Annotated in this window: 24 protein-coding genes; 19 read left to right on the forward strand and 5 right to left on the reverse strand. The window is 36.6% G+C overall.

What is annotated here, in order from left to right; all coding sequences use genetic code 11:
- Positions 1-3 precede the first annotated feature (3 nt).
- Positions 4-1,221 (reverse strand): CynX/NimT family MFS transporter, encoded by a 1,218-nt coding sequence (locus JL53_RS05440; protein ID WP_003719151.1) that lies wholly within the window; start codon positions 1,219-1,221, stop codon positions 4-6.
- A complete protein-coding gene (locus JL53_RS05445) occupies positions 1,221-1,907 on the reverse strand; it encodes a FadR/GntR family transcriptional regulator (protein ID WP_003719152.1) in 687 nt (228 codons plus the stop codon). The genes JL53_RS05440 and JL53_RS05445 overlap by 1 nt, the downstream gene beginning before the upstream one ends.
- A 117-nt stretch (positions 1,908-2,024) precedes the next feature.
- On the opposite strand from JL53_RS05445, the gene JL53_RS05450 reads away from it, so the two are divergent.
- Entirely contained in the window at positions 2,025-3,071 is a 1,047-nt protein-coding gene (locus JL53_RS05450) for an AI-2E family transporter (RefSeq protein ID WP_003719153.1), read from the forward strand.
- An 8-nt stretch (positions 3,072-3,079) separates the two neighbouring features.
- Here JL53_RS05450 and JL53_RS05455 read toward each other — a convergent pair whose 3' ends face one another.
- Together JL53_RS05455 and JL53_RS05460 are read right to left on the reverse strand one after the other, a co-directional pair.
- Positions 3,080-3,991: an alpha/beta hydrolase gene (locus JL53_RS05455; protein ID WP_038406998.1), complete on the reverse strand. Its 912-nt coding sequence runs from the start codon at positions 3,989-3,991 to the stop codon at positions 3,080-3,082.
- Positions 3,992-4,010: 19 nt separating this feature from the next.
- The gene (locus JL53_RS05460; protein WP_038406999.1) at positions 4,011-4,832 is read right to left on the reverse strand and encodes an alpha/beta hydrolase; all 822 of its coding nucleotides are present in this window, start codon (positions 4,830-4,832) and stop codon (positions 4,011-4,013) included.
- Positions 4,833-4,988: 156 nt separating this feature from the next.
- On the opposite strand from JL53_RS05460, the gene JL53_RS05465 reads away from it, so the two are divergent.
- The 4 genes from JL53_RS05465 (at position 4,989) to JL53_RS05480 (ending at position 7,175) form a co-directional block, all read left to right on the forward strand.
- Positions 4,989-5,447: a DUF4064 domain-containing protein gene (locus JL53_RS05465; protein WP_038407000.1), complete on the forward strand. Its 459-nt coding sequence runs from the start codon at positions 4,989-4,991 to the stop codon at positions 5,445-5,447.
- Between the two features lie 93 nt (positions 5,448-5,540).
- Positions 5,541-5,765 (forward strand): hypothetical protein, encoded by a 225-nt coding sequence (locus JL53_RS05470; protein ID WP_003719157.1) that lies wholly within the window; start codon positions 5,541-5,543, stop codon positions 5,763-5,765.
- Positions 5,766-5,996: 231 nt separating this feature from the next.
- Entirely contained in the window at positions 5,997-6,311 is a 315-nt protein-coding gene (locus JL53_RS05475; RefSeq protein ID WP_003719158.1) for a lmo0954 family membrane protein, read from the forward strand.
- A gap of 15 nt (positions 6,312-6,326) precedes the next feature.
- Positions 6,327-7,175: a PspA/IM30 family protein gene (locus JL53_RS05480; RefSeq protein ID WP_038407001.1), complete on the forward strand. Its 849-nt coding sequence runs from the start codon at positions 6,327-6,329 to the stop codon at positions 7,173-7,175.
- Positions 7,176-7,246: 71 nt separating this feature from the next.
- Here the strand turns inward: JL53_RS05480 and JL53_RS05485 are convergent, their stop codons facing one another.
- Positions 7,247-7,585, reverse strand: a complete 339-nt coding sequence (locus JL53_RS05485; RefSeq protein ID WP_003719161.1) for a winged helix-turn-helix transcriptional regulator — start codon at positions 7,583-7,585, stop codon at positions 7,247-7,249.
- Between the two features lie 113 nt (positions 7,586-7,698).
- Here JL53_RS05485 and JL53_RS05490 point away from each other — a divergent pair, with 113 nt between their 5' ends.
- The 14 genes from JL53_RS05490 (at position 7,699) to JL53_RS05560 (ending at position 22,437) form a co-directional block, all read left to right on the forward strand.
- Positions 7,699-8,754, forward strand: a complete 1,056-nt coding sequence (locus JL53_RS05490; RefSeq protein WP_038407002.1) for an LLM class flavin-dependent oxidoreductase — start codon at positions 7,699-7,701, stop codon at positions 8,752-8,754.
- Between the two features lie 15 nt (positions 8,755-8,769).
- Positions 8,770-9,336, forward strand: coding sequence for an NADPH-dependent FMN reductase (locus tag JL53_RS05495; protein ID WP_003719163.1), 567 nt, complete (start codon positions 8,770-8,772; stop codon positions 9,334-9,336).
- Positions 9,337-9,505: 169 nt separating this feature from the next.
- Positions 9,506-10,966 (forward strand): MucBP domain-containing protein, encoded by a 1,461-nt coding sequence (locus JL53_RS05500; RefSeq protein WP_003719164.1) that lies wholly within the window; start codon positions 9,506-9,508, stop codon positions 10,964-10,966.
- Between the two features lie 555 nt (positions 10,967-11,521).
- Positions 11,522-12,655, forward strand: coding sequence for an N-acetylglucosamine-6-phosphate deacetylase (gene nagA / locus JL53_RS05510; protein ID WP_038407003.1), 1,134 nt, complete (start codon positions 11,522-11,524; stop codon positions 12,653-12,655).
- A gap of 15 nt (positions 12,656-12,670) precedes the next feature.
- The gene (locus JL53_RS05515; protein ID WP_003719167.1) at positions 12,671-13,375 is read left to right on the forward strand and encodes a glucosamine-6-phosphate deaminase; all 705 of its coding nucleotides are present in this window, start codon (positions 12,671-12,673) and stop codon (positions 13,373-13,375) included.
- A gap of 15 nt (positions 13,376-13,390) precedes the next feature.
- Entirely contained in the window at positions 13,391-14,113 is a 723-nt protein-coding gene (locus JL53_RS05520; RefSeq protein ID WP_010958829.1) for a GntR family transcriptional regulator, read from the forward strand.
- Positions 14,114-14,263: 150 nt separating this feature from the next.
- Positions 14,264-15,319 carry a glycosyltransferase family 4 protein gene (locus JL53_RS05525; protein WP_038407004.1) on the forward strand — a complete coding sequence of 352 codons (1,056 nt, stop codon included), beginning with the start codon at positions 14,264-14,266 and terminating at the stop codon, positions 15,317-15,319.
- Positions 15,320-15,435: 116 nt separating this feature from the next.
- On the forward strand, positions 15,436-16,344 hold the full coding sequence (locus tag JL53_RS05530) for a peptidase U32 family protein (protein WP_038407005.1): 909 nt from the start codon (positions 15,436-15,438) through the stop codon (positions 16,342-16,344).
- Positions 16,345-16,356: 12 nt separating this feature from the next.
- Positions 16,357-17,583: a peptidase U32 family protein gene (locus tag JL53_RS05535; protein ID WP_038407006.1), complete on the forward strand. Its 1,227-nt coding sequence runs from the start codon at positions 16,357-16,359 to the stop codon at positions 17,581-17,583.
- 80 nt (positions 17,584-17,663) lie between these two features.
- Positions 17,664-18,221: a LemA family protein gene (locus JL53_RS05540; RefSeq protein WP_003719173.1), complete on the forward strand. Its 558-nt coding sequence runs from the start codon at positions 17,664-17,666 to the stop codon at positions 18,219-18,221.
- A gap of 22 nt (positions 18,222-18,243) precedes the next feature.
- Positions 18,244-19,158 carry a zinc metalloprotease HtpX gene (gene htpX, locus JL53_RS05545; RefSeq protein ID WP_003719174.1) on the forward strand — a complete coding sequence of 305 codons (915 nt, stop codon included), beginning with the start codon at positions 18,244-18,246 and terminating at the stop codon, positions 19,156-19,158.
- 142 nt (positions 19,159-19,300) lie between these two features.
- Positions 19,301-20,530: an efflux RND transporter periplasmic adaptor subunit gene (locus tag JL53_RS05550; protein WP_038407007.1), complete on the forward strand. Its 1,230-nt coding sequence runs from the start codon at positions 19,301-19,303 to the stop codon at positions 20,528-20,530.
- Complete coding sequence (locus tag JL53_RS05555; RefSeq protein ID WP_038407008.1) at positions 20,514-21,200, forward strand: ABC transporter ATP-binding protein; 687 nt, start codon at positions 20,514-20,516, stop codon at positions 21,198-21,200. The genes JL53_RS05550 and JL53_RS05555 overlap by 17 nt, the downstream gene beginning before the upstream one ends.
- Positions 21,193-22,437, forward strand: coding sequence for an ABC transporter permease (locus JL53_RS05560; protein WP_038407009.1), 1,245 nt, complete (start codon positions 21,193-21,195; stop codon positions 22,435-22,437). Before JL53_RS05555 ends, JL53_RS05560 begins: the two co-directional genes overlap by 8 nt.
- Position 22,438 lies beyond the last annotated feature (1 nt).

Here is a 22,438-nt window from a genome sequence, read left to right on the forward strand (position 1 = left end):
AAATTATTTTTCCTTTGAGAATAAGAATTTATTTCGACCAGCATCTAGGCCGCAATACAGCATTAATAAGGAAATGCCAATTAGCACAAATAAGGTTGGTTGCCAGCTACCTAGTAAATCGTGCAAAGTTCCGAACAGAATCGGACCGGAAGCAGCAAATAAATAACCAATCGATTGTGCCATTCCTGACAAATCCGCCGATTCAGTAGCGCTTGTTGTTCGCAAATTGAAGAACATCATCGAAAGACTGAATGACATCCCCGAACCTATACCATATAAAATAATAACCAGCGACAAAATAAATAAGTTCCCATTCGCAAACATAATTCCAAAAATCCCAATAAGAAATAAGGAAATAGAAATTCCAACAAGTAGCTGTTGATTTTTCATTCGTCCAGCAATAATCGGAATAATGAAAGTCACAGGCATGACAGCAAATTGCATCAACGATAACATTAACCCACTAGAAGTACTTGATAAACCTTGTTCTGCTAAAATATTAGGCAACCAAGCAATCGAAATATAATAAATCGCTGACTGGGAACCCATAAACAGGGAAATCTTCCAAGCGAGTGGTGCTTTCCAGACAGAAGTTGTCACTAAATGAGCTGCTATTTTTACAGTGTTTTTCTGATTATATTTCAATTGAGGCAGCCAAATAATGAATGCCAAAACACCTAAAAAGGCCCAGAAAATCATACTTCCTCTCCAACTAAATGGATTATTCATTGCAATCGGAACCGTTAAGCCAGCCGCAATTGCCGAACATAAATTCATCGAAATCGAATATACCCCGGTCATTAGCCCCAATTTAAATGGAAATTCTTTTTTTATTAAACTAGGTAAAAGTACGTTCCCAACCGCAATTGCTAGTCCAATTAAAAAAGTACCCACAAATAAGTTTCCCATTCCTCCAAAGGGACGAAGAAAACTGCCGATAACTAGTGTTAAAAGGGCAATAAATAGCAACACTTCGATTCCTAAAGAGCGACTAAGTTTAGAAACAAACGGTGATAACCCAGCAAATGCCAGAAGTGGGATAGTTGTAAGCAGTCCGGCCATCGTATTAGTCAAATGTAAATCAGATTGAATCATTCCCATTAGTGGACCAACAGAAGTAATAGGTGTTCGTAAATTTGCAGCAATTAAAATAATCCCAATAATAAGCATTACCTTACTTGGGCGAGTAAGGATTTTTTCTTTCGTTAAATCTACATTCATTATTGTGCTCCATTCTTTGCAGCAACTTGTTGGAAATAGGTAATATATTCCGTTACTTCATGTGCTGCACTTTCTTTATTTCGTTCTGTTATAGCTGCTATAAGAGCCGTATGACCATGATGTTTATTTTCACTCGGGTTAATCTCTGTAGTACTCGTAATTGAAAACTGGATATCTTCCAAAATATTTGCATACATATCAAGTAGTAATTTATTGTGAGCTGCTTTTACAATCGCTAAATGTAAAGAAGCATCAGCTTTTACAAACAGAGAGATATCTTTTTTAGTACTTGCATCTAGGCAGAGTTGCATAAATTTGTTCATCGCTTGTAAGTCATGTTCTGTACGATGTGTGCAGGCTAAAATAACAGCTTCTCGATCAAGCGCATGCCTGATTTCCAGTATTTCTTGCACAGAAGATTCCTGAATACGTTTTTGCAAAATAGCCTTAAGTTCACTATCATTTCGGACGAAAGTGCCATCGCCTTGTTTGGTTTCAAGTAGTCCAATATGAACAAGGGCGCGAATAGCCTCACGAAGCGTATTTCGACTAATACCGAATTGAGACATTAAATCAGCTTCTTTAGGGATACGTTCACCAATTTCCCATGTGCCATTTGTAATTTCGCTTTTAATTTGTTCGTAAACTTGTTCAGCGAGGGATTTTCTTTCTACTTTCTTTACCATGCTTTCACTCCTTCGAAAGGTAGGATGATTGGTTCTATTTTACAAACAATTATTGTTTTTGTAAACCTTATTTTTTGAATTATGATAGAATAGAGAAAGAAAAGGGCTGGTGAGAAGATGAATTGGTTAGACAGACTAAAAGAGAATAACACGGCAAGGCGGGTGTTAGTGTTTGTTCTGATTGGAATGGTGCTCTATTTACTAAGAAGCATGATTGATTTAATATTGTTAACATTTATTTTTGCTTTTTTAGTTACCCGATTAGAGAATGTTATTTTAAAAAGAGTTCGAATACCAAGAAAGTTAATCGTGATTGTCTTGTATACACTAGTCGCGGCATTTTTATATATCGCTATCGTGCATTTTTTACCAATACTAATAGACCAAATTTCTCAGTTAGTGGGGTCATTAGTAAAAATCTATAATAACCCAAGCGATAATACAGTTGTAAAATGGGTTGTTGGATTTTTGAAAGAATCCAATATTCAAAAGTACTTGCAAACTGGAGTTGATTTTATCATTGCCTCGCTTTCGGGGATTGGTTCCGTTGGGTTATCTTTCTTTTTAGCACTAATCCTCAGTTTGTTTTTCTCACTTGAAAAAGAACGGGTTACTTCTTTTACAGGTCAATTTTTAGCGAGTAAAGTTGGATTTATTTTCAAAGAAGCTGCTTTTTTTGGAAAGAAATTTGTTGCGACTTTCGGAGTAGTACTAGAGGCGCAATTAATGATTGCCCTTGTAAATACGATTATTACAACGATTGCCTTATATTTAATGGGTTTCCCACAATTACTTAGTTTGTCGATAATGGTCTTTGTATTAGGATTGATTCCGGTAGCGGGGGTAATTATTTCCTGTGTGCCCCTTGTACTCATTGCATATACAGTTGGCGGATTCCAAGATGTATTCTATATTCTTCTAACCGTTGTTATTGTCCATGCAATTGAAACTTATATTTTAAATCCAAAGTTAATGTCATCAAAAACAAACCTCCCTGTTTTCTATACCTTTATTGTTTTGATCTTTTCGGAAACATTTTTCGGTGTATGGGGATTGATAGTTGGGATTCCAGTATTTGTATTCTTACTAGATATTTTGGATGTGAGAAATGCAGAAGACAAAGAAAAACGAACGATATTTGGACGTAAGAAAAAAGTAGATTAAGCACAAGCTTAGTCTACTTTTTCTGTTCCCCATAAAAAATTTGCTGCTTTTGTATCAACATCATTATTTTCATGGAGCTTGCTATGAGCAGCATTTTTACCAGTAAAAGTTTTTTCCTCGTAACTTGCTACTTGGTTTTCAAAAATAAATTTACCGGAAAGGGCGCTAGCAACTGAAACACTTCCGTCACTTTTAGTACCATCCAATGTGTCGCCAGCTATATTTAATACTTGTAAATTAGAAGGGATATTTTGTTTGTTTTTCATGAATTCACTGTAGCGTTCAGAAGATTGTTTTGGTCCGTCATCCGTTAAGTCATAAGCTGTAACACCGTCGTCGCCGATAACGAGCCCATTAAGTGGTGCACCGATTAAAACTAATTTTTCAAGAACTGGATAAGTTTTGTCATTACCTATTTTTTCAATGTAGTTTGTTAAGCTAACACCACCCATGGAATGACCGAGTGCATTCACTTTTTCAATGTGATAATTATTTTTAAGTTCTTTCATAACATTTTCTATCCACAAAGTTTGGTTGACCATGGAACTTTTATTATCTTCAAAAATGACTTGAATGGTCGGATTATGGCTGAATTTATCATAAGTCCCAGTTGTAGATACTTTACCATCTGCAGACACCGTCATAACAAGTGATTTTGTTATGGAACCATCGCTTGCAAAACGATCAATCATTCCTCCGAGTGAATTCGCTGTTCCTGAATAACCGTGAATAAAAACTGTTGGAATTGCTATTTCTGATGCAGGTTTTGTTTCTTTAGCATTCGTTTCTTTTTTCTTTGCCTCAGCAGTTGTTGTGTCGGTATTTATAGTTTTTTTGGTCGGTTCGAAGTGAAGGAAAATCACACCGAATCCTGTAATAATAATGGCAAGCATCATAATACTGATAATAAATTTTTTCATCATAAACTTCCTTTAACTTTTATTTCTGACCCCATAAAAAATCGTCTACATATTTATCTACAACCGTGGATTCATGCATGCTACTGTGGGTTGCTTGAGGACCTTTAATTACATGTGTAATCACTTTTTGGTGGGCAAATAATTTTTGCCCATATAATACACTGTCTAATTTTACTTCGCCGTCACTATTCGAACCATCTTCCAAGTTACCGCCAATAATCATAATTTCCGTATTTGTTGGCAAGACCTTGGCCATTTTTTCGGCGAATTTTGCATGAACATTATTGGCGTTTTTGATATCTACCTGTTGGTCGCCATTAACATATTCTTCTGGATAAAATGGCACAGCTAGAAAAATAATTTTATTTACTTGCGGATAGGATTTATTTTTCTCATAACTTGCTAAGTAGGCAACCCAAGCACCACCGCCCATCGAGTGTCCGACTGCATTAAATTTTTTGATTCCGTAATTTTGTTGTAAATAGGACATGACTTTTTTGGTCCACATCGATTGTTGAGGCAAAGTGGCACGATTATCCTCAAAGACAATATTTATAAGCGGATTTTTAGCTGATTTAACATAAGTTCCTGTAGTAGAAATATTGCCATCTGGACTCACGTTTACCGTTAATGTCTCAGTGCCCCAGTCATATTTTTGGTCTAAGCGACGTATCATTCCGTGAAGTGAGCGGTCGGTTCCTCGGTATCCATGAATAAAAATGGTTGGAATAGAATCATTTGCTGCTTTTGGATAAGAAGTATTGATAGTGAGTAGAATAGATATAGCTCCAATTAAACAGCCTAATGGTAAGATAATGGAGAAGAACACACGCTTTAGCATTATTTTACGCCCCTTTATATTTCGTTATGAACAAATTATACATTTTTTTGGTTAAAAACGCACGACTGGTCTTCTTTAACAAGGAAATTAAAGGTTTATTCTCATGAAAACATATAGTATACTGGAAAAATAAGTAAAGAAACGGGGGAATATAGAATGATTAAACGAACAGGTGAGATTGTACTCGCTATTATCGGCCTTGTTTTTAGTGTATTAATGCAAGCTGCTATTGCTACTATAGGATTTTTAATGGTAAATGCTTCTAACGCCAAGGATGGATTAACTACGTATTATAATAATTATTATCAAACTATGACAGAATGGGAAATTCCCAAAAATGATATTCCCGATGCTGACCGAGTTTTGGATTTTGTACATACATTGTCATGGGTAGCTTTATCAGGCGTGATAATTACTTTAGCGCTTGGTATTGCTGGCATTTTCTACATAATTAATAATAAAAAACCAGTATTTTCCGGATTTGCATTTTTAGCAGCGGGAATAGTAACACTGGCTTCAACCATATTGATTGGTTTTTTCCCAGCACTACTGTTGGTGATTGCAGCAATGCTTTGTTTTATCCGTAAACCAAAGAATAACTTTTCAGGATTTTAAAAGGAAAGGAGTTTGGATTGTTCAAGCTCCTTTTTGTTTTATCTTTCTTTTTTTAGGGAATAAAATAGTGGATTTCAAGAGGAGGTTGATAGTGTGAAAAATAAAGTTGGTATTATTGCTGGAACAATTGCTGGGGTCGTTACCTGCGTAGCGATTTATGTGGTGAAAAAACAACAGCCACCTACCCCTTTTGATGAGGTAAATGATATTCGCACTCGTTACGATGATGCAAATGCTTCGGAAACAGAATTAGAAGAAGATAATATGATTTCAGAAGGCGCGGTTTCGTCCATCCAATACGAAGAAAAAATTAAATAGGTCTTTAAAGTAGTTTGGTTCTTAGTTTTTGCGAGAAACAAGCTGCTTTTTCCTTGGAATTATTCCTTATTATAGGTGAAATATGTTATCTTTTAATTAGATAATAGGACTCAAGTTGTAGGAGAATTTCCTTCTACGGTGGGTTCTTCAAGTTGATACATAAGGTTATGATAGGTACAGTAATAAAAGAATAATAAATTAGCTACACTTGGAAGTAAGGAGGTAGACGTATTGAGAGCAATATTGATTGGCGTATTAATAGTTTTACTGATTGGATTGATACTTATCGTACTATGGCCAGCAATTATGGCTGCTATTGGTGCAGTATTAGGTTTTTGGTCTTTGAAGAAACTTCTCGAAGCAAGATCTTTAGGAGAAAAAATCATTTACGGTATTTTAATCGGCGTTGGTGCCTTAATCATTCTAGCTAACTTAAAAGGAATTTTAGTTGTCGCAATCATTGGAGCAATTATTTACTTCCTAACTAGAAATAAAAATAAACCTAGAAAAAATGATGATGTATTTGATTACCCATACAATAAATAATTGGAGGAGAAAAAAATGGCAAACCTTTTTGAAAAAATGAAACAATGGAATAAAGAAATCAGTGGAAAAATCGAGAAACGTGAAGAAAAACGTCGTAATTCAGTAAGTTACTATATGGATAAAACTAAACAAGAAATGAAAGATGCAGAACGTATGGTGGAAAAACAACGTGAATTAAAATCTCTTTTCTATAAAGAATATAAAGAAATGGAAGTTTATGTTGAAAAACGCCGTCACCAAGCTACCATTGCGAAAGAAGCTGGTGAAACAAAACTTGCTGATTTTGCTTTAGAAGAAGTGGCGCAATATGAAGAACAACTACAAGCAACCAAAGCTCACTACGAACAAGCATCTGAACAACTTGAAAAGCTAGAACTTCGTATGCACGAAATGAGATTAAAATGGAAAAATCTAAAAACACAACATTTGGCTGAAATGGCTGAAAAGAATGCCACTGAAACTTCCGAAAAAATGGATAAGGTTATCCATGATATGAGCTGGGGGAGTGTGAGCGATTACCATGAAGCACAAAAACAACGTGACTTAGCAGAAGAGGCCGAGAAAAAAGCAGACATGAGTAAAGAGCTTTCCCAATCATTTGACGATTTAATGGATGAATTAGAAAAGAAAACGAAGAAAAGTAAAGAAGTTATCAAAGATAAAGCGCAAAACTTTACTACAATGGTAGATGAAATTATTGAACGCGAAAAACAAAATTTCAAAAAAACAGAAAGAGCTTCTATGGAAGATCAATTGAATGAACTTGAAAAAGAAGCAGCAAAAGAAGAACCTAAAAAAGAAGAAAAAGAAGTGCTTATCCCAGAATTAGAAAAGAAAGACGAAACGAAAGAAGACGATAAGTAAAAAAGGCACAGAACAAAAGCTCTGTACCTCGGACTGTAAGTGAAGTGAGAAATCATTTTGCTTACAGTTTTTTATTCTGCTGTAGCTTTATTTTTGCGCATGGTATGATTTGTTCCCCAATCATGCATTGCTGTTAGAATTGGTTCCAAGCTTTTACCGTATTCTGAAATAGAATATTCCACTTTTGGTGGAACTTCTGGATAGACTTTGCGAATGATTATATCCTCTTTTTCCAGTTCGCGTAATTGATTGGTTAACATTTTTTGCGTAATACCAGGAACACGACGTTTTAATTCACTAAATCGCTTCGTTCCTTCTTGTAGTAAAATGAGTAAAATAATCGGTTTCCATTTACCCACAATGATTCCAAGTGCATCATCCACACGGCATAGTTCTGGTTTTAATTCCAATTTTATCCCTCCGTGGTATCTTTTAGTATACTATACCACTATTAAGTAAGTACTTCCAATAAGAACTGCTTCGATTTATACTTAGAACAACAAGTACGAAGGGGTGGATGATAATGAATAATTATCGTATAAATGATAAAAATGGCATGGAATTTGGTTTGTATACTCTTGGCGATCATATGCCAAACCCGCAGACAGGAGAAAGAATTTCGGCACAGCAACGTTTAAAAGAAATTATTGAAACCGCAACTTTGGCAGAACAAGCAGGAATTGATTTTTATAGCGTTGGGGAAAGCCATCAAGAATATTTCGTAACGCAAGCTCATGCAGTTGTTCTGGCAGCAATCGCACAAGCAACAGAAAAAATAAAAGTGGCTAGTTCCGCCACTATCCTTAGCACATCAGATCCAGTACGTGTTTTTGAAAACTTCGCCACACTAGATTTAATTTCCAATGGACGGGCGGAATTGATTGCAGGGCGTGCATCTCGAATTGGTTTGTTTGATTTACTGGGTTATGACTTGCAAGATTATGAAGCACTTTTTGAAGAAAAATTTGATTTATTACTACAAATCAGTAGACAAGAACGAGTTAATTGGCATGGGAAGTTTCGTGCGCCGCTTAATGATGCGCAAATTTTACCTCGTCCATTAAATAATTCTATGCCAATTTGGCGGGCTGTTGGTGGACCGCCAGCGAGTGCTATTAAGGCTGGTATTGCAGGTGTTCCAATGTCAATCGCTACTCTTGGTGGCCCAGCAAGTATTTTTAAACGCTCAATTGATGCTTACCGAGAGGCAGCAAATCGAATTGGTTATGATGCAAGTGAGCTTCCAGTTGCAGTTACAGGTTTATTCTATGTGGCTGAAACAACTCAGCTTGCACAACGAGAAGTATACCCTCATATTAATGAAGGCATGAAACTAAGCAATGGTTCTGGGTTTCCAAAGCAAACCTTCGCACAAGGGGCTAGTGTGAAAGATGTCTTAAACGTTGGGAGTCCGCAACAAATCATTGAAAAAATTCTTTATCAATATGAACTTTTCGGACATCAACGTTATATGGCTCAACTTGATTTTGGAGGCGTTCCTTTTCATAAAGTAATGGAAAATATCGAACTGATAGGAAATGAAATTCTTCCTGCAGTAAAAAAATATACAGCTAAATAATAGGAGGGCTAACTCATGAAATTAGTAGCATTATCAGGATCTAACGTAGGTTCTAAAACAAGAACAGCGATGAATTATACCGTTGCAGAACTCAAAACAAAATACCCAGATGTGGAAGTCACATTAATTGATCTTGCTGATTATAAAATAGATTTTAGTGATGGAAGAAATTATTTAGAATATCAAGGTGACACTGGTTTTGTAACCAAAAAGCTGATGGAGGCAGATGCGATTATCATTGGAACCCCAATTTTTCAAGCGTCCATTCCAGGTTCACTCAAAAATATATTTGACCTGCTTCCAGTAAATGCATTTCGGAATAAAGTGGTGAGTATGCTTGTGACAGCAGGATCCGCAAAACATTACCTTATTGCTGAATATGGATTAAAGCCCATTTTAGCATATATGAAGGCTCAAATTGTTCCGACGTATGTCTTCATTGAGGAAAAAGACTTTGTGAGAAAAGAAATTGTAGAAGATGACGTGTTATTTCGAATCGAGCGCTTAGTAGAAGATACCGTTCTTTTGACAAGTACTTATACGCAATTAAGATTAGAACAAGAAGCTAAATATGATTTTTAGTCTATTAAAGGAGTTTGGTGGGCAAGTGCTGAATTCCTTTATTTTTTACAAAAAACTATTTAAAAGTAAGAAGTTTAACATCTCACCGAGACAGGTATTATATTAATAGGCAAAAATTTACCGGTATAAATTTGATAGAGAAGGAACAATTTAAGAAAGGAGTAACCATATGAAAAAAAGAATTTTTCGTTACGTGTTTGTAAGTATGTTACTATATACGGGTTTATTAGTGGGAGGTTCATCTGTTCATGCTGCTGAAATGGACTCGAGCACCATTGTGTATGATTATGTTGATGTGAATACATTAACCAAAGAACAAAAGGATAGTATTATAAAAGGGACTCCGAACGAGATACATAAAAATGATTACGAAACCTATCAATTTGTTTATCAAAAAAATTCTTCACAAAGAGCTACTAATTCAGTGGATAATCCGTCTGGGAATAATCAATTATTGAAAACAGGTGATTCAGGAATCAATATTTTTTTAATCATTCTTGGACTTCTGCTCGTTGGAGGTGGCATTAGTCTGTTTGCTCGGAAAAGGGGGCATGGCAAAAAAATTTTATTATTCTTGGTGGTGTTTGGAGGGAGTAGCATACTTGCTGGCTCACTTGTTCAAGCCACAGAATCTAGTAGCTTAAAACCAGAAGAAAAAGTAGTTTCATCAAAAGGAGTCAAAGAAACAAAAGAACCAGAAAGTATCCCTGGCTACACTTATGTTGGATATCTTCATACAGTGAAAAATGATAATCCACCTGCACCTATTCAAAAAGGAAAAGTTATCGTGAATTATCAGGATGAAAAAGGGACTTCTATAGCACCAAGTGAAACACTAGAAGGCGATATCGGTCAACCCTATCAAATTTCAGCAAAAGAAATTACTGGTTATGAAGAAAAAGAAGTGGAAGGAAATACTACTGGGACGTATATGGAAGAGACACAAACAGTAGTTTACATTTATGAAAAATTGCCAATTGCAGCTGCTAATGTAATGGTCAATTATTTGGATGAAGACGGAAAGCAAATACATGATTCCCAAACAATTAGCGGTAATATAGGGGATAGTTATGATGCCTCCACACCTAGTTATCAATTAGAAATTGCTGGCTATACATTAGATAATGATAGGCTACCTAACAATGAAAAAGGCACGCTATCTGAGCAAACGCAAGAAGTGAATTATATATACAGGAAAGAGTTGCAAGAGGTTACAATTACGATTAGGTTTGTTGATCGCGATGATAATCCGTTTGTACTAGATGATTTAACTACCTATAAAGATGGTTCGCTAGTTCCGCTTTATCCAAACTTAGATCAGTACCACATGTTGTTAGATTATAATCAGCAAGTATACAATCAAGGCGAGCAAGTACCTGATATTGTATTGGATAGCAAAGAAGGAGAAACGTATTCCTTACCAGAAAAAATGACATTTAGTATTTTAGATAATCAAGGAAATCCAGTGGATTATGTGGCTTCACCAAATGCAAATAATAGTGTCAGTGGAATTAGGTATTGGCAAAACTATCGCAGTACTCCAGCTAATCGTGAAGGAACTCTAACTTCTGAGGATATAGTGGTTACTTATCAAATTCTTAGATATGGTATTCTTATTCCCGCACCATAAGTGATTTAGAAGATAATGAAAGTCGTAGAATGTGTTATTCTGCGACTTTTTATGACTAAAATGTAAGGTGATTGTAAGTGCAAACTAGTCTTTGACATTTGAACTTCCTATATAATCATGACTAGGAGATGAATGTCATCGGAAAAAATAACAACTTGGGAAACAAATTTTGCAACTTTTGTCATCGTTTTAACCCTATTAGCATTGGTTTTAGTAATCTGGATAGAAAGTATTTTTGTATCATATGTTTTTTTATTTTACTGACAAGCGGTTTTATTACTAGTGCTATTGATATTTTTAGTAAGAAAGAGAAAAAATCTATTAGGCTAATGGCGATTTTTATTATTTTTGGTTTAGCAATATTTTGGCATAGCAGCGTAATATATGTAGGATTGAACGGATATTATGATAATTAAAAAGCAGGAGCCCTAATAGGTTCCTATTTTTTTGCTTATTTTTATCTTTTCGGGGTAAATAGGAAAAGATAAGTTGCATTTTAATAGATACATGCTATAATAATTGGTATAGACCGATTTGATAAGGAGGCAAAATGTAATGGCTAATAAGGTAATTACAAACGCTACAATTTATACTGGTAAAGGGGTTCTCGAAAACGCTTTTGTAAGGTTTGACAAACAAATTCTAGAAGTTGGCTCTATGGCTGATTTTCAAGTAGATAAAACAGAAGAAATTGTGGATGCGAAAGGGCAAAAATTAGTTCCAGGATTTATTGATGTTCATTCTCATGGTGGCTATAGTTTTGACGCGATGGATGCAGATCCAGAAGCGCTTAGAAAACAAGTGAATGGCATGTTGAACGAAGGGATTACTACTTATTTCCCTACAACGATGACTCAATCGCATGAAAATATTGAAAAAGCCTTAAAAGTAATCAATGAAGTAGCTCAAACCGAGCCTGTCATTGGTGGGATTCATTTAGAAGGACCATTTGTTTCGAAAGTTTTCAAAGGGGCGCAACCAGAAGAATACATCCAAGCGCCGGATTTGGAACTTTTCAAAAAATGGTTTGCTATTTCTGGTGGCTTAATCAAATTAGTAACCTATGCGCCAGAGCATGAAACTTCTGCTGCCTTTGAAAATTTGTGTTTTGAGCTAGGGGTTGTTCCAAGTATTGGGCACTCTAATGATGTTCGTGAACACTTGAAAACTAGTAAAGCCACCCATGCCACTCATTTATATAATGCATGTCACCGAATGACACACCGCGAACCTGGTGTACCAGGGCACGTCTTACTAGAACAAGGTATTAACGCTGAACTAATTGTTGACGGAATCCACGTGCATCCTGATATGGTGAAACTAGCTTATAAAATGAAGGGCGCAGAGCATCTTTGCATCATTACTGATTCGATGCGTGCGAAAGGGATGCCAGAAGGAAAATCCGAACTTGGCGGTCAAACGGTAATTGTCAAAGATAAACAAGCTCGTTTAGAAGACGGCACACTCGCTGGAAGTGTACTAACTTATGACGATGGCTTCCGTAACATGATTAAATTTACCGGTTGTACGATAGAAGAAGCAGTTCTTATGTCTTCTGGAAATCAAGCACGTGAATTTAACTTAACACAAAAAGGTGCTATCCAAGCAGGGAAAGACGCCGATTTCAACATTTTAAACGAGGATCTACAAATAACAGCAACCTATTCATTTGGAAAAAAACATTCTTGAGAGGAAGATATTATTATGCAACTTATCACAACAGAAAATAAATTAGCAGGTTCTAAAAAGGCCTTAGAAATTATTGAAAAAGGAATTACGTCTGGTGAAGTGAAAACGTTAGGCCTTGCAACAGGTAGCACCCCAGAAACACTATACGCTGAATTTGTAAAAAGCGATGTAGATACTAAAAATGTAACAACCACTAATTTAGATGAATATGTAGGTCTTGCAGCGAGCGACCCAAACAGTTATCATTACTATATGAATAACTTATTATTCTCTAAAAAAGCATTTAAAGAAAGTTTCTTACCAAATGGAGAAGCTACAGATGCAGAAGCGGAATGTTCCCGTTACGAAAACATTTTGTCAGAGCATCCAGTAGACATTCAAGTATTAGGTATTGGGACAAATGGCCATATTGGTTTTAATGAACCAGGAACTTCTTTTGATTCACTTACACATAAAGTCGTTTTAACTGATTCTACTCGTGAAGCAAACAAACGCTTTTTTGAAAGAGAAGAAGATGTTCCGACACATGCTTATTCTATGGGGATTAAGTCCATTATGAACGCGAAAAAAATTATCCTACTTGCTTTTGGCGAGAACAAAGCACAAGCAATCAAAGAAACTATTAAAGGACCTGTAGATGTGAATTGTCCGGCTTCTGTACTTCAAAATCATCCAGATGTTACAGTGATTCTTGATAATGAGGCGGCGTCACTTCTATAAGAAGAGGGCGGGGAAATGATCGATAAACAATCAGGAATACCGATTTACATTCAGATTCAAAGTGAAATTAAAAAGAAAATGGAAGATGGCGTCTGGAAAGTAGGGACTTCTATTCCTGCTGAGCGTCAACTTGCAGAAATGTTTCATGTTAGTCGAATGACAGTTAGGCAAGCAATCCAAGGCCTAGTAGATGATAATATTTTGCAAAGACGCGTGGGTGCAGGAACTTTTATTGCGGAAAAAAAATTAACGGAACGACTAGAGGCTGTTACTAGTTTTACTAATCTGATGTTACAAGAAGGAAAAGTCCCATCGACACGCATTGTATCATACGGGATTCGGCCAGCAAGTACGCAAGAACAAGAAGCACTTCAACTTCCAGAAAATAGCAATGTCATGAAAATTGAGCGGATTCGTTACGGCGATCGTGTGCCGATTCTTTATGAAGTTGCTGCCATTCCAGAAAAAATTGCTTCACTGCTTACCAAGGAAGACATTATGGACTCCCTTTATAAGGCGATTGAATTAAAGCTTGGTCAACCAATTGGAGAAGCAGAACAAATTATGGAAGCTTCTTTAGTTTCAGAAAAAATTGCGCCATATCTTGATGTAAAACTCGGCTCGCCAGTGATGAAACTTCGCCAAATTACTATGTTAGAAGACGGTCGACCGTTTGAATTTACACGTTCCCAATATGTTGGAAGTAGATTTCAATTTGTAGCTAGGATTAAACAATAAATTAGAAAGCTTGAAGCGAAATATAACTCGTTTCAAGTTTTTTTTACGAATAAATACGGCTATGAGTGGGATAATAATGATTTTCGTTGTTTTTTTGCAAATAAAAAAGTATAATGAGATGAATAAAAAATTTGGCGGGGAGGACTAGCCATGAGTTGGACGATTGTATTAATTTGTTTTGGCGTGTCCATGTTACTTACACCGCTGATTCGAGAAATAGCTCTTTATTTTGATATTACAGATAAACCGGATCAACGGCGAATTAATGTTAAACCAATCCCGAGTTTGGGTGGGTTAGCAATATTTATTAGTTTTGTGATAGGAATGTTTCTACTTCCAATTGAAAATGAGTTTTTATGGCCACTTTTGATTGCTGCGTTTGTGATGGCTTTAACTGGATTTTTAGATGACATTTTAGAATTAAAAGCAAGATATAAATTAATTGGTCAAGTACTAGCTGCATTTATTATTGTAGCTTGGGGTGGAATTAGCATCGACTTCATTAATTTACCATTTGGTGGGGAGATTCACTTTGGGGTATTAAGTATTCCTTTAACGATTATTTGGATTGTTGCGATTACCAATGCGATTAACTTAATTGATGGGCTTGATGGACTTGCTGCTGGAGTTTCCACAATCGCGTTACTGACTATTTTAGGAATGGCGTTTATTATGGGAGATACACTAGTTATTATGATAGCAAGTATATTAATTGCTGGGACTCTTGGATTCTTACCATATAACTTTAATCCAGCAAAAATATTCATGGGGGATACCGGAGCACTGTTTTTGGGTTTTATTATATCCGTTTTATCTGTCATGGGTTTCAAAAATGTTACATTCATATCGTTAATCGTTCCTATTTTAATTTTAGGTGTTCCGATTTCTGATACTGTTTTTGCAATCGTTCGGAGGCTGGTTACGAAACAACCCATTGCAATGGCGGATAAGTCTCATTTGCATCATTGTTTGCTACGACTTGGCTTCACGCATCGACAAACAGTTATTTTAATTTACGCGATTGCTACGCTTTTTTCTTTATTCGCCTTCATCTTTACGATGTCAACGTTATGGGGTTCGATGCTCCTAATCGGTGTGTTGTTGCTTTTAATTGAAATAATGATTGAAACACTTGGATTAATAGGGAGTACATATCGTCCTTTACTGAAACTATTAAAAATATCCAAAGAAGATAAAATGGATTAGATTAGAGACTAGAAACGTGCACTAGTCTCTTTTTTTATGCCAAAATTCTTATTGAGTAAGCACTCATCTTATGATACATTTATCAAGTAACGTTTTTTTAGAAATGAGGAGAAAACATGGAAATCATTGCGACAGCAGATTCAATTAGTCAAGCTGGAAAATTGCTTCGCGCGGGGGTAGACAGATTATATGTAGGAAACAGTCAATTTGGCTTGAGGTTACCTCGTTCATTTTCTGTTGAAGAATTACGTGAAATAGTTCGTTTGGCGTATCAAGAAGGAAAGAAAGTAACTGTAGCAGTTAATTCGCTTATGCATAATGAGCATATGGAGTTATTACCCGAATTTTTGGAGCAGCTTGCAGAAATGGAAGTGGACACAGTGGCATGTGGTGATCCAGGAGCGATTATGCTTTTAACAGAGATGAAAAAGCCGCTACCATTTATTTATGATGCCCAAACGTTTGTGACTAGCGCAGAACAAATTTCGTTTTGGGAAAAACAGGGAGCCGTTGGTGCTGTACTTGCTAGAGAATTAACAGAAGGTGAAATAAAAGCTATTGCGAAAAACCTTTCTATTCCGGTGGAGGTGCTGGTTTATGGACCAACCTGTATTCACCAATCAAAGCGCAAGTTAGTGTCTAATTATCAGCGAATTATAGAAATGGAAGATGATACTTCCAAGGAACGTGGACTTTACTTACGTGAGCCAAATGATGATACAAGTCAGCTGCCAATTTATGAAGATGAATCAGGCACACATATTTTTGCTTCAGAAGATATTTCACTTGTGCCGTATTTGGCTGATTTATATGCATCAGGTTGTAGAACATGGAAACTAGACGGTGTTCTCGCTGAATCAGATAACTTTGTTGAAATTGTGACTCTTTTTGTTGAGGCCAAAGAAGCGATTACCTGCGACCGATTTGTTGCAGAGTATTTTGTGAATAAATTAACGGAACTTCAACCCAAAACAAGGAAATTAGATGCTGGATTCTATTTGAAAAATCCGGATGATGTGAAATAGGGGGATAGCATAATGACTAAAATTGTGAAAAAACCAGAAGTGCTGGCTCCGGCTGGTAACTTAGAAAAATTAAAAATTGCCATTCGTTACGGAGCGGATGCGGTATATATTGGTGGTCAAGCTTTTGGGCTGCGGTCACGTGCAGGGAATTTTACTTTTGAAGAAATGGAGCAAGGAGTTGCTTTTGCCCACGCGAGAAATGCCAAAGTTTATGTAGCAGCTAATATGGTAGCACATGCAGGGGATACAGAAGGTGCGGGCGAGTTTTTCCGAACCCTTCGAGATATTGGGATTGATGCAGTAATTGTATCAGATCCAGCACTAATTAGTATCTGTTTTGCGGATGCACCAGGTTTACCAGTTCATTTATCAACACAAGCTTCGGCGACCAACTATAAGACGCTCGAGTTTTGGAAAAAGCAAGGCCTGGAACGTGTCGTGCTTGCTCGGGAAGTAAGCATGCAAGAAATTCAAGAAATTGGTGAAAAAACGGATGTGGAAATGGAAGCTTTCATTCACGGCGCCATGTGTATTTCTTATTCAGGTCGTTGTACTTTATCCAATCATATGGCGAACCGAGATGCGAATCGCGGCGGTTGTGCACAAAGTTGTCGTTGGAAATATGATTTATTTGAAATCGATAATGGTGTTTCAAAGAACTTAGTAGATGCGGATGAAGAACCGTTTTCCATGAGTGCAGTAGATTTATCCATGATTAAGTACATTCCTGATATGGTAGATGCAGGGGTGGATAGTTTGAAAATCGAAGGACGTATGAAGTCGATTCATTATGTTTCCACCGTTGCAAGTGTTTATCGCCGTGCAGTAGACGCTTATGCTGCTGACCCAGAAAACTATGTATTTGATCCTGCTTGGGAAGAAGAATTATGGAAAGTAGCTCAGCGTGAACTTTCCACTGGTTTCTTTTATAAAGAGCCTACTGAAGACGAACAATTATTTGGGAAAACGCGCAAAATTCCACAATATGCTTTTGCGGCTCAAGTATTAGATTATGATGAAGAAACAAAAATCGCGACTTTACAACAACGAAATAATTTTGGCGTTGGGGAAGAAATTGAGTTTTATGGTCCTGGAGATACTGGCTTTAAACAAGTGGTAGAAGTGCTTTGGAATGAAGACGGAGAGGAAATTGATCGTGCTCCAAATGCGATGATGACAATCAAAATGCCAGTAGATAAGCCTGTGAAGCCATTTTATTTTATGCGGAAGAAGAAATAAAACTCATTCTGCAGTATGATTGTCGTGTACTCCCAAAGTAAGGTATAATGAAGGGAGTACATATGAGGAGGAGATTGATTATGATAGGATGGATTATTGCCATTGCTGTTGTTGTCGTTTTAGTTTTAATCTATTTTGGACTATACAACAGCCTTGTAAAATACCGCAACCGTGTAGACGAAACTTGGGCACAAATTGACGTGCAATTAAAACGTAGATTTGATTTAATTCCTAATTTAGTAGAGACAGTTAAAGGCTATGCAAAACATGAAAAAGAAACATTAACACAAGTAATTGAAGCTCGTAACAAAATGATGGAAGTTCCTGCTGATAATCGTCAAGGTCAAATCGAAGCAGATAATATGTTAAGTGGGGCACTAAAATCTATTTTTGCATTAGGAGAGGCTTATCCTGATCTAAAAGCGAATACTTCATTTATTGAGCTACAACATGAATTAACTACTACTGAAAATAAAGTGGCTTATTCACGTCAATTGTACAATACAACCGTAATGAACTATAATACAAAAGTTCAATCAGTACCAACAAACATCATTGCAAAGCTGCATAACTTTACTGAACGTGAAATGCTTTCTATTCCAGAAGTAGAACGTGTTACTCCAAAAGTAGAGTTTTAAGCCATAAAGGAGAGCGAAAATCATGCTATTTGAACAAATCGCAGCAAATAAGCGAAAAACTGTCTTTATTATCATTGGCTTTTTCATTTTCGTTCTTATGGTGGGTGCTGCTATAGGTATTATTGTGTGGAATAATTATCTAAATGGACTTATACTAGCAGCAGTTATTGGTGTGTTTTATATTTTGATTATGGTTATGAGTAGTTCGTCTGTTGTTATGGCGATGAATCGTGCTAAAGAAATAAAATCAAAAGATGAGGCGCCAGTTTTGTGGGATACCGTCGAAAGTATGGCGATGGTTGCTGGTATTCCGATGCCAAAAGTGTATATTATTGAAGATGATAGTCCAAATGCTTTTGCTACAGGTATTTCTCCTGAAAAAGGAGCGGTAGCAGTTACTCGAGGTCTATTAAATAAACTAGAGCGTTATGAACTTGAAGGCGTTATTGCTCATGAAGTTTCCCACATTCGTAATTATGATATTCGTTTATCTACTATTGCAATTGCCCTAGTTGCTGTCATTGCTATTCTTAGTGACTTAGCAATGCGGATGATTTTCTGGGGGAGTTTAACAGGGAGCAGAAATAGTCGTAAAAGCGATAATAACAATAATGGTGGAGCGCAAGTAGTTATTTATGTGATTGCACTTATTTTCGTTATTTTAGCTCCGATTATTGCTACAGCGATTCAGTTCGCACTTTCAAGAAACCGAGAATATTTGGCAGATGCTAGTGCTGTTGAGTTAACTCGTAATCCAGATGGACTGATTGAAGCTTTAAAAAAAATCAGTGGCGATACCAAAAAAATGGAAGAAGTTAGTGCCTCTAGTGAATCGATTTATTTTTCATCACCATTGAAATCTAAAAAAGACAAACCAGGTTTATTTGATTCTCATCCACCAATTAGTTCGCGAATTGAGCGTTTGCAAAATATGTAATAGAAAACAGCCTAGCAATAGGTTGTTTTTTTTGTGTAATTTTTTTGTAACCAATGTCACTTCTTTGTAATAAAACAATTGACTTTTTAATTTCTATCAGCTAATCTTAAATAGTAAGAATTTTTAAAAGGGAGTGAAAATAATGGAGAATCAACAGCAAAAAAAGAAAAAGAAAAAAATCATCCTCATTATTCTTTGCGTTGTGTTAGTATTAGTTGCTCTGTTTGCAGCTATTTTTATCGCAATTCATCAAAAGAATAAAGTAACAGTTGACGGGGAAGAAGGAACTGTATTCGCAATGCAAGTGAAAGAGCTTTCAGGTGAAGGGGAAGTAGATTCCGGAAATTATTTTACAGGTGTTATTGAGCCAAAAGCGACAAGTAAGTACAATATCGACAGTTCAAAAGGTACAGTCAATAAGTGTTATGTTAAAGTGGGCGATACAGTTAAGAAAGATCAAAAATTGTATAGCTATTCTAATCCTGAAGGCGATTTAGAAGTACGAGAAGCTGAACTTGAACTAGAGATGCAAAAATCTACAACGAGTCAACAACAAGCTACAATAAATAAACTCACTAAACAAATAAAAGATGCCAACGAGGAAGAGCAAGATGCTTTAAAGCAAGAGAAAGCTCAAGCAGAGTTAGAATTAAAACAAGCGAGTTTTGGCGTTGAAAAAGCAGAAGCAGCATTAAAAGCAGTTCAATCCAAGAACAATAATAATGTGGTTTATTCCACAGTGAGCGGTGTAGTGAAGCAATTAGACCAATCACAAATGAATAAAACAGTAATAACGGAAGAAACGAATCCAGCTATTTTTATGGAAATTGTTGATATGTCTACATACTATATTAAAGGGTCAGTTGACGAGTTTCGCCGTGATGAATTGAAAAAAGACCAAAAAGTGACCGTTATTAACCGCCAAGATGAATCAGAAACTTGGGAAGGGAAGATTAGCGAAGTCGGTGAACTACCTGATGGGGCTAGCGAGGAAAATACTACTTCAGATGAAATGGAAATGGAAGAAAACCCTAATTTAACCAAATATCCTTTTACAGTGGAATTAAGTGCAGCAAAAGGACTAAATATTGGTCGTCATGTTTTTATTAGTTTAGATGTGGAGGGAAATGATGCTACTAGTGATACCCTGTCCTTACCTTCCGATTTTCTAGTTGAAAAAGATGGTAAAACAATTGTTTGGACTGCAAATGATGGAACCGCAAAGGCTACTGAAGTTAAAACAGGCGAAAAAAATGAGGAATTGATGACGGTTGAAATTACGGAAGGGCTAACAACGGACGATTATATTATCTATCCAGACTCATTTGTGAAAGAAGGAATGGAGGTCCAAAAGGATGCTCCAACTGAATAATGTCTATAAATCGTATTGGCAAGGAAAAAGCGAAATTCCGATATTAAAGAATATTAGTCTAGAGATACAAGAAGGTGAATATATTTCTATCATGGGGCCTTCTGGTTCAGGAAAATCTACTTTGATGAATATTATCGGCTGCCTTGACAAAGCGACAACTGGAGATTATTTGCTTTACGGTAAAAATGTTCGGTTGATGTCGGAAAAAGAATTGGCAAAATTGCGAAACCATTCAATTGGCTTTGTCTTTCAAACGTTTAATTTGATGCCACGACTGACGGCACTGCAAAATGTGGAATTACCTTTAGTTTATGCTGGTGTACCGAAAAAAGAACGTAGCGAAAGAGCACGTAGCGCATTACAAAAAGTTGGTTTGGAAGATCGTCAAAGCTTTAAACCACCAACGCTTTCTGGAGGGCAGAAACAGCGTGTTGCCATTGCACGAGCACTTGTTACGAACCCGGCTTTTATTTTAGCGGATGAGCCAACTGGCGCGTTAGACACAAAAACTGGCGAACAAGTAATGAAATTATTCTCTGATTTGAATAAGGAAGGCGTTACCGTTATCGTCATTACCCATGAAGCAGAAATTGCCGCATACACGAAGCGCAAAATTATGATACGCGACGGTGAATTAATGAGCGATGAGGGGAGTGAGCAACATGCTTGAAAATATCAAACTCTCTTTTCAATCAATTTGGGCTCATAAACTACGCTCGATTTTAACGATGCTTGGGGTAATCATTGGGTTAGCTGCTATTATTGCAATTGTTAGCTTGATTCAAGGTAGTAGTGAAGCGCTAAAAAAAGAAATCGTTGGCGGTTCAAATAATTCCTTGGAGCTTTACTTTGCTCCAGAAGCAGAATTTAGTAATTCGGGTGGGGAAGGCATGACTGGTGAAGAAAGGCCTCCTGAATATATGACCGAAGTCAGTCAAGAAAAAGTTGAGGAAATAAAAAATATACCAGGCATTAAAAGTGTGGTTATTTCCTACAACAGCTGGGGTTCTGTGTTCCGAGAAAATGTCGCATCAGAAGTAGATATCCGGGCAGTGAATCCAGCTTATTTTCAGTTAAATAAGATGAAAGTAACTGCTGGGCGTAGCTTTAACCAAGCAGATTATGCTACTAGTTCACAACGAATTATTTTGAATCAGTTAGCATATGATACACTTTTTCCTGAGAATGATGGTATTGGGCAAATGATTGAATACGGTGGTTATCCTTTCCGTGTTATTGGGGTAATGGAGCCAAATGATGACAAGGCCGCAGAAATGTCGATGATGTATGGCGATGAAGAAATGGGTGCAGCTTTTGTTACAACCAAAAATTGGCCACTCATTCAGGAGAGCATTAATCCTGAACCAACAGTGACTATTCAAAGTGAAAAAACAGATGACTTACAAACTGTAGCAGAGGAAGCAGCAGCCATTTTGAATGCAGATTTACCTGAATCAGACTATGTATATGGTGTGTATAATATGGGGAATATCGATGAAGAAATTGCTGAATTCAATAAAGCCCAATTTTATTTGTTAGGAGGAATTGCAAGTATTTCCTTATTAGTAGGTGGAATTGGTGTCATGAATATTATGCTAGTTTCAGTAACAGAACGAACACGAGAAATTGGTATTAAAAAGGCACTTGGAGCAAGACGAGGAACGATTTTATGGCAATTTTTAGTGGAAGCGATGGTTCTGACGTTACTCGGGGGCTGTATAGGTATTGGTCTTGGTATCGGGATTGGTATGGGACTGACAAATGCAGTAGGTTATCCATATATAGTTTCCATTCCAGCGATACTTGGTGGCTTAAGTTTTTCTATTTTGATTGGGGTAATATTTGGTCTTGTACCAGCTATCAAGGCCTCCAAATTAGATCCAATTGAAGCTTTAAGATACGAATAAA

The sequence above is a fragment of the Listeria ivanovii subsp. londoniensis genome, from assembly GCF_000763495.1.
In the GTDB taxonomy this organism is placed as follows: Bacteria; Bacillota; Bacilli; order Lactobacillales; family Listeriaceae; genus Listeria; species Listeria londoniensis.

Excerpts from the sequence above, each read along its gene's own strand:
- JL53_RS05480 (WP_038407001.1), top strand. The coding sequence starts at position 6,327 with ATGGCAAACCTTTTTGAAAAAATGAAACAATGGAATAAAGAAATCAGT.
- JL53_RS05495 (WP_003719163.1), top strand. The coding sequence starts at position 8,770 with ATGAAATTAGTAGCATTATCAGGATCTAACGTAGGTTCTAAAACAAGA.
- JL53_RS05450 (WP_003719153.1), top strand. The coding sequence starts at position 2,025 with ATGAATTGGTTAGACAGACTAAAAGAGAATAACACGGCAAGGCGGGTG.
- JL53_RS05535 (WP_038407006.1), top strand. The coding sequence starts at position 16,357 with ATGACTAAAATTGTGAAAAAACCAGAAGTGCTGGCTCCGGCTGGTAAC.
- nagA (WP_038407003.1), top strand. The coding sequence starts at position 11,522 with ATGGCTAATAAGGTAATTACAAACGCTACAATTTATACTGGTAAAGGG.
- JL53_RS05525 (WP_038407004.1), top strand. The coding sequence starts at position 14,264 with ATGAGTTGGACGATTGTATTAATTTGTTTTGGCGTGTCCATGTTACTT.
- JL53_RS05490 (WP_038407002.1), top strand. The coding sequence starts at position 7,699 with ATGAATAATTATCGTATAAATGATAAAAATGGCATGGAATTTGGTTTG.
- JL53_RS05540 (WP_003719173.1), top strand. The coding sequence starts at position 17,664 with ATGATAGGATGGATTATTGCCATTGCTGTTGTTGTCGTTTTAGTTTTA.
- JL53_RS05555 (WP_038407008.1), top strand. The coding sequence starts at position 20,514 with ATGCTCCAACTGAATAATGTCTATAAATCGTATTGGCAAGGAAAAAGC.
- JL53_RS05520 (WP_010958829.1), top strand. The coding sequence starts at position 13,391 with ATGATCGATAAACAATCAGGAATACCGATTTACATTCAGATTCAAAGT.
- JL53_RS05560 (WP_038407009.1), top strand. The coding sequence starts at position 21,193 with ATGCTTGAAAATATCAAACTCTCTTTTCAATCAATTTGGGCTCATAAA.
- JL53_RS05530 (WP_038407005.1), top strand. The coding sequence starts at position 15,436 with ATGGAAATCATTGCGACAGCAGATTCAATTAGTCAAGCTGGAAAATTG.
- JL53_RS05455 (WP_038406998.1), bottom strand. The coding sequence starts at position 3,991 with ATGAAAAAATTTATTATCAGTATTATGATGCTTGCCATTATTATTACA.
- JL53_RS05500 (WP_003719164.1), top strand. The coding sequence starts at position 9,506 with ATGAAAAAAAGAATTTTTCGTTACGTGTTTGTAAGTATGTTACTATAT.
- JL53_RS05515 (WP_003719167.1), top strand. The coding sequence starts at position 12,671 with ATGCAACTTATCACAACAGAAAATAAATTAGCAGGTTCTAAAAAGGCC.
- JL53_RS05460 (WP_038406999.1), bottom strand. The coding sequence starts at position 4,832 with ATGCTAAAGCGTGTGTTCTTCTCCATTATCTTACCATTAGGCTGTTTA.
- JL53_RS05445 (WP_003719152.1), bottom strand. The coding sequence starts at position 1,907 with ATGGTAAAGAAAGTAGAAAGAAAATCCCTCGCTGAACAAGTTTACGAA.
- htpX (WP_003719174.1), top strand. The coding sequence starts at position 18,244 with ATGCTATTTGAACAAATCGCAGCAAATAAGCGAAAAACTGTCTTTATT.
- JL53_RS05465 (WP_038407000.1), top strand. The coding sequence starts at position 4,989 with ATGATTAAACGAACAGGTGAGATTGTACTCGCTATTATCGGCCTTGTT.
- JL53_RS05550 (WP_038407007.1), top strand. The coding sequence starts at position 19,301 with ATGGAGAATCAACAGCAAAAAAAGAAAAAGAAAAAAATCATCCTCATT.
- JL53_RS05440 (WP_003719151.1), bottom strand. The coding sequence starts at position 1,221 with ATGAATGTAGATTTAACGAAAGAAAAAATCCTTACTCGCCCAAGTAAG.